The organism is Arcicella sp. BE140, from assembly GCF_031456255.1.
GTDB lineage: Bacteria > Bacteroidota > Bacteroidia > Cytophagales > Spirosomataceae > Arcicella > Arcicella aquatica.
Map to the genome: position 1 here is coordinate 185,201 of NZ_JAVDUE010000012.1, position 7,182 is coordinate 192,382.

3 protein-coding genes are annotated in these 7,182 nt (G+C 37.0%); all 3 read left to right on the forward strand.

What is annotated here, in order from left to right; all coding sequences use genetic code 11:
• Positions 1-12: 12 nt before the first annotated feature.
• The 3 genes from J2Y60_RS17185 (at position 13) to J2Y60_RS17195 (ending at position 7,034) form a co-directional block, all read left to right on the forward strand.
• Positions 13-2,007 carry a hypothetical protein gene (locus tag J2Y60_RS17185; RefSeq protein ID WP_309920719.1) on the forward strand — a complete coding sequence of 665 codons (1,995 nt, stop codon included), beginning with the start codon at positions 13-15 and terminating at the stop codon, positions 2,005-2,007.
• A 52-nt stretch (positions 2,008-2,059) separates the two neighbouring features.
• Positions 2,060-6,394: a DNA-directed RNA polymerase subunit beta' gene (rpoC, locus tag J2Y60_RS17190; protein ID WP_309920717.1), complete on the forward strand. Its 4,335-nt coding sequence runs from the start codon at positions 2,060-2,062 to the stop codon at positions 6,392-6,394.
• 295 nt (positions 6,395-6,689) lie between these two features.
• Positions 6,690-7,034, forward strand: coding sequence for a hypothetical protein (locus J2Y60_RS17195; protein ID WP_309920714.1), 345 nt, complete (start codon positions 6,690-6,692; stop codon positions 7,032-7,034).
• Positions 7,035-7,182: the final 148 nt, after the last annotated feature.

The window sequence follows — 7,182 nt, forward strand, 5'->3', positions numbered from 1 at the left end:
AATCGTTTATTTATGAGTCAATATTCAAAAAAAACCTTCGTATGGATTGCTTGGATGTGGATGTTTTTTTTGCTTTTGCCATCATTTGAAGGGGTACATGAATATACAAAAGGACTCGACCCCTCTTGGTGTATAGCATTAAAAGTAGCGATTGAAGATAAATTTAAGTTCGGACAGGATTTCCTTTTTACTTATGGCCCACTAGGGTTTTTGAATACAGGATATACGCCCGATGGCTTTATTTATCAGCTTGTAGCATTTTTGGTTCATTTGTTAATACAAGTTGGTTTTGTTGTATTAATCGTTGAAATCGTAAAAAAGTCAGTATCAAAAGCGATGGCTTTGTTTTTTGCGGGGCTTTGTTTTTTTCCTTATCGCTTTGTAGGCGACTTATCATTTTCCTTATTGATTCTTCAAATAGGATTTTTGTTAGTCTTTCTACAACATAAGAAAATCTACAGTTTGGGCGTCGTTACCATCATCACCATACTTGCCTTTTTTATTAAACTGAATTTAAGCCTAGCGATGCTAGTAATATGGTTCGGTTCGTTATTGTTCTTTGGTTTAAGGCGTTATTTAACAATAAAATTTGTCATAGCATTGGCCAGTACTACTATTGTACTGATGCTGGTTCTGGCATATATATTACAAACAGATATAATGGTATACCTGTCTTCAGGTATTAAATTGGTCGATGGATATATAGATGCTCAGGCTGTGATGAACGATATTAATGGAATTAGGCTTGTTTTAGCTTTATTGGCATTATTGGTGATAGTATCTCTATTTCTAGCAATCTGTTGGGATTATCTACCATTCAAAGCGAATAATAAGGACTTAATGGCAGACCGTTTCTATGTGATTTGTTTGATAGCAATGTCTTTGTTTTTGAGTTATAAACAAAGTTTTGCTTCATTATCATCAACCAATTTATATGGTTTCTTTTTGTTTTTCCCCGTAATGATAGGGTTAATCTTATTGGTTGAAAATAACAAAAGAATACAAGTGAAAGTAATCATTTTGATTCTCTCTAGTCTTGTGTTTAGAAACATCATTCATTGGTCTTGGTCAAAAAGCAATTTAAAGGAATATGTGTTTTCAGCTTTGCCAACAGCTAAAAGAGATTTAGGGAATTGGCAAGATAGAAAATCAACACTCGAAGGTATCGGCACTTTTATCAGTAGCTCTTCGGCAGTACGATTTTTTACTCATTCATTTGATGACGAAATCATTACTTATACCAAAGCAGATTCACTGGAAAGAGCATTCCCGAAGGAAGTGAATGATTATCTGAGCAAAGGAACAGTTGATATTTTGCCTTGGGAAATATCTTATATAATGGTTAATAAACTAAAGTATAACCCAAGACCCATTGTGCAAACGTATCAGGCATATTCTGGTTATTTAGATAGTCTGAATGCTCAGAAGTACCAATCTGCTACGGCTCCTGATTATTTATTATATCAGGAATTCCCTTACAGAGAACAGTATTTTTTCTGGGATGAAGACAGAACTAAGCTAACCATGCTGGCCAATTATAAAGTTGTTGATACGCTTGCCGTTAAACAATCTGTAGGTTACGATAGTCTACTGGTTTTAAAACAAAACCCGAATAAGAAAGAAGTTAAGTATAATCTGACTAAAAAAGCTGTGATAAACACTTTTGAAAAGATTGATTTACCTGATTCAGCTGAATTATTATTTATAAAATTCAACCTGAAATATTCTTTGTTCGGACAATTTACCAGATTAGCTTTTCAGCCGCCTTATTTGTTTGTGAACTTTGTTTATGACGACAATACTGTAGAAAGGTTCAGAGTAATTCCATCGGTATTAAAAGGAGGAGTTATTGCCAATATTAAAGTAAAGAGTTTTTCAGACGCTATGAAGTTTTTTAACACAAGTGGTTTGAAAAATACAAAGATTAAATCAATTCAATTAGATAGTCCCTATCAATGGGGCTTCAGTAATACTACTGAGATTTCGATTGAAAAAGTGATATTTTAATAGTTTTCATCTGATTGATAATTAATTGAACGTCAATAAAATACATTCTTATATGTCATTCAAAAAGAATAGAAAATTGAACAGTGAATTCTCTAAGGTGACCATCTCATTGGCATCACCTGAGTCGATTCTTGAAGGATCACACGGAGAAGTTACACAACCGGAAACAATCAACTATAGAACTTATAAACCAGAAATGGGAGGTTTGTTCTGTGAGCGTATTTTCGGCCCTACAAAAGACTGGGAATGTCACTGTGGGAAATATAAACGTATTCGTTATAAAGGTATCATCTGCGACCGTTGCGGGGTAGAAGTTACTGAGAAAAAAGTACGTCGTGAGCGTATGGGACACATCGAGTTAGTTGTGCCTGTTGCCCACATCTGGTACTTCCGTAGCTTACCAAACAAAATTGGTTATTTGTTAGGTCTTTCTACGAAAAAACTTGACCAAGTAATTTATTACGAAAGATACGTAGTAGTTCAAGCTGGGGTAAAGGCGGAAGATGGTGTAAACAAAATGGACTTCTTAACAGAAGACGAATATTTGGACATTATCGACAAGTTACCTCGCGAAAACCAATTATTACCAGACGAAGACCCTCAGAAATTCATTGCTAAAATGGGGGCTGAGGCGTTGGATATGTTGTTAAAACGTACTGAATTAGATAACTTATCTTACGATTTACGTCACTCGGCTGCAAACGATACTTCTCAACAACGTAAGGCTGAAGCCTTGAAACGTTTGAAAGTAGTTGAAGCTTTCCGTGAGGCGGGTACTCGTATCGAGAACAAGCCAGAATGGATGGTTATCAAAATGGTACCAGTAATTCCACCAGAATTGCGTCCGCTTGTACCTTTAGATGGTGGTCGTTTTGCGACTTCGGATTTGAACGACCTTTACCGTCGTGTAATTATCCGTAACAACCGTTTGAAGCGTTTGATCGAAATCAAAGCTCCTGAAGTAATCTTACGTAACGAAAAACGTATGTTACAAGAAGCTGTCGATTCATTATTCGATAACTCGCGTAAAATCAACGCTGTTCGTTCAGAAGGTAACCGTGCATTGAAATCTCTTTCAGATATGTTGAAAGGTAAGCAAGGACGTTTCCGTCAGAACTTACTAGGTAAACGTGTCGATTATTCAGGTCGTTCGGTAATTGTGGTTGGTCCAGAATTGAAAATGCACGAATGTGGTTTGCCAAAAGATATGGCTGCCGAGCTTTTCAAACCATTTGTTATCAGAAAATTGATTGAAAGAGGTATCGTGAAAACGGTAAAATCTGCCAAGAAAATTGTTGATAGAAAAGACCCAGTAGTGTGGGATATTTTGGAAAACGTAATGAAAGGACACCCTGTTCTTCTAAACCGTGCTCCAACACTTCACCGTTTGGGTATTCAGGCATTCCAACCTAAATTGATTGAAGGAAAAGCAATTCAATTGCACCCATTAACTTGTACGGCATTCAACGCCGATTTTGATGGTGACCAGATGGCGGTACACGTACCACTAGGTCAGGAGGCAATATTGGAAGCATCTCTTTTAATGTTAGGTTCACACAATATCTTGAACCCAGCCAACGGAGCTCCTATCACTGTACCTTCACAAGATATGGTTCTTGGTTTATACTACGTAACAAAAGGACGTAGAAATACACCAGAATATGAAGTGAAAGGTGAAGGCATGAAGTTCTACGGTTTCGAGGAAGTGGTAATCGGGATGAACGAAGGGGTGGTTTCTAAACATGCTAATATTGAAGTAAAAGCTAAAGTGCGTAAAGAAGATGGTACATTGGTTGAAGAAATGGTGAAAACTGTTGCGGGCCGTGTATTATTCAACCTTTGTGTTCCTGAAGAAGTGGGTTATATCAATGAATTGTTGACTAAGAAGAAATTACAACAAATCATTGCTACAGTATTTAAAATCTCTGGAGTTGCTCGTACTGCAAAATTCCTAGATGATATTAAAGACTTAGGATACCAAATGGCCTTCAAAGGTGGTCTTTCAATGGGTATTGGTGATATCATCGTTCCAGAAGAAAAAGCTGCCCTTGTAGCACAAGCAAAAGATAGAGTAACTGAAGTAACTGATAACTATTTGATGGGTTTAATTACAGATAACGAACGTTATAACGCTGTAATTGACATTTGGACATCAGTGAACAAGAAAATCACTGATACCTTGATGAATCAAATGGAGAATGATAGACAAGGTTTCAATGCTATCTATATGATGATGCACTCAGGAGCACGTGGTTCTCGTGAGCAGATTCGTCAGTTAGGTGGTATGCGTGGTTTGATGGCGAAACCTCAGAAGAACTTACAAGGTTCGGTAGGTGAAATCATCGAAAACCCAATCCTTTCTAACTTTAAAGAAGGTCTAGACGTACTTGAATACTTTATCTCTACACACGGTGCGCGTAAAGGTCTTGCGGATACAGCCTTGAAAACTGCCGATGCGGGTTACTTAACTCGTCGTTTGCATGACGTTGCTCAAGACGTAATCGTAAATGAAGATGACTGCGGTACTTTAAGAGGTATTCAGATTGCGGCGTTGAAAGATAATGAGGAAATCATCGAACCATTATCAGAACGTATCTTGGGTCGTGTTTCTATCCATGATGTATATGACCCAGTAACGGGTAAATTGTTAATCACAGCAGGTGAAGAAATCAGCGAAGAGGCAGCGCTGTCTGTAGATGATACTGCGATTGATTCAATCGAAATTCGTTCGGTATTAACTTGTGAAACTCGTTATGGAGTTTGTGCTAAATGTTACGGACGTAACCTTTCAACAGGTAGAATGGTAGGTATTGGTGAAGCTGTAGGTGTAATTGCATCACAGTCAATCGGTGAACCAGGTACGCAGCTTACACTTCGTACATTCCACGTTGGGGGTACTGCTCAGAACGTAACGTTGGATGCAGCTATCAAAGCTAAATTCGACGGTATTATTAAATTTGAAGAGATGCGTACAGTTTCTTCGGTTGACCCAGAAGGAAAACCAGTTGAAATTGTAATGGGTCGTTCGGGTGAGGTTCAAATTTTGAATGCTAATAATCCTCAACAAGTATTTATCGCCAATAACGTTCCTTATGGTTCTTATTTGAGAGTTAAAGACGGACAGACGATTACTAAAGGTGAAGAAATTTGTGCTTGGGATCCATATAATGCTGTAATCTTATCGGAAGTTGAAGGTACTATTCAATTCGATGCTATCGAAGAAAATGTTACTTACAAGGAAGAAGCCGATGAGCAAACAGGTTTACGTGAGAAGGTAATTATCGAATCGAAAGATAAGACTAAAAACCCTGCTATCTTGGTTAATGTAAAAGGTGCTGACGAACCAGTAGCTTATAACGTACCAGTAGCGGCTCGTTTATCAGTTGAAAACAAAACGAAAATTAAACCGGGACAAATCTTGGCGAAAATTCCTCGTGCTGCTGGTAAAACACGTGATATTACGGGTGGTCTTCCACGTGTAACTGAATTATTTGAAGCACGTAACCCATCTAACCCAGCTGTAGTTTCTGAGATTGACGGTGTTATTACTTTAGGAGGTATCAAACGTGGTAACCGTGAAATTTATGTACGTGCTAAAGATGGTGGCGAACGTAAATACTTGGTGCCATTGTCTAAACACATCCTTGTTCAAAATAATGACTTTGTGCGTGCTGGTGTACCACTTTCAGATGGTGCTATTACGCCTTCAGATATTTTGGCTATTAAAGGACCAACCGCTGTACAAGAGTACTTAGTAAATGAAATCCAAGACGTTTACCGTCTGCAAGGTGTGAAGATTAACGATAAGCACATCGAGGCTATCGTTCGTCAGATGATGCAGAAAGTAATCATCGTTGAATCTGGAGATACAATGTTCTTGAACGGACAAAATGTTGATAGATTCTTGTTCCGTGAGGAAAATGATAAAATCATGGATAAGAAAGTGGTAATGGATGCAGGTGATTCTGAGAAAATGAAAGTGGGTATGATTGTTTCTGCTCGTGCTTTACGTGACGAAAACTCTTCATTGAAACGTCGTGATATGAAGATTGTTACAGTACGTGATGCTTCACCAGCGGTTTCTCAACCAAACTTACAAGGTATCACTCAAGCATCTTTAGGAACTGACTCATTCATTTCTGCGGCTTCTTTCCAAGAAACAACGAAAGTATTATCTGAAGCATCTATCCGTGCAAAAGCTGATACATTAGATGGCTTGAAAGAAAACGTAATTGTTGGTCACTTAATCCCAGCGGGTACGGGTGTTCGTAAATATGCAGACTACGTGATTACTTCTAAAGAAGAACTACAACAAGTAGAAACAGCTAAAGAAGCCAAAGCCCAAGAAAAGGTTGGAGGTTATCGTAAAGCTCGTTGGATTGTGTAATCTAATTTTGTAGCAATATAAAAAATGCCCTTTGATTCATTTCAGAGGGTATTTTTTTGGATTTTGGATTTTTGGACTTGAAGACTAAAAGATATAAGAGGCAAGACACAAGAATTTTGACTTTAAGATTTGCTCCTCGGAGTCTCTGACTTCGTGGGTTAGATAAATGACAATCTGTGATTGTCCAAGCTGTTTTAAATGCTATCCAACGAGTTATTTGAAATAGGATTTGAGATTATTAAGTTTCATTATTTTTAGCTTTTTATCTAATTTTTAAAAGTGACCAAATAATAAAATGAGAACAAAAGAACTATTAAGCATTATCAAAAATAGTGATTTACCATTTGAGGTGATAAATCAAATAAGTCAAGTAGAGATTTTAGCAAAATTTGTGCAAACGAGAGCCATTCTATTAGATATTTATGGAGTTCGAAATAAAATGTTTGCAGATGCTACTTATCGAAATAATTCAGGAGATACTCGTTTTTATGAAGGACTGAATGAGGTTGTATCTAAATTAGAGAAAAGTAAATCTGAAAACATTTTATTTCTTGAAGTTAACACTGAGGAAGGAGACGAAATAAGTCTTTTCTTTCAAGAGGATGACAACTTATTTTTAGGATATATTTATATCTATTAATGAACTTTGGAAGAAGCATCTCATACTCGAATTTTGACAAGTTTTTGTTCAGCTAGGCTTTCCTTTAATGTTGTAAATATTTAATTATCAATATATTACAAAAAAACAACCCCGAAAAAGTGTCAATACTGGCAATTTTCGGGGTTTT

Bases quoted from the DNA above. Each gene is read 5' to 3' on its own strand.
- J2Y60_RS17185 (WP_309920719.1), top strand. From the start codon at position 13: ATGAGTCAATATTCAAAAAAAACCTTCGTATGGATTGCTTGGATGTGG.
- rpoC (WP_309920717.1), top strand. From the start codon at position 2,060: ATGTCATTCAAAAAGAATAGAAAATTGAACAGTGAATTCTCTAAGGTG.
- J2Y60_RS17195 (WP_309920714.1), top strand. From the start codon at position 6,690: ATGAGAACAAAAGAACTATTAAGCATTATCAAAAATAGTGATTTACCA.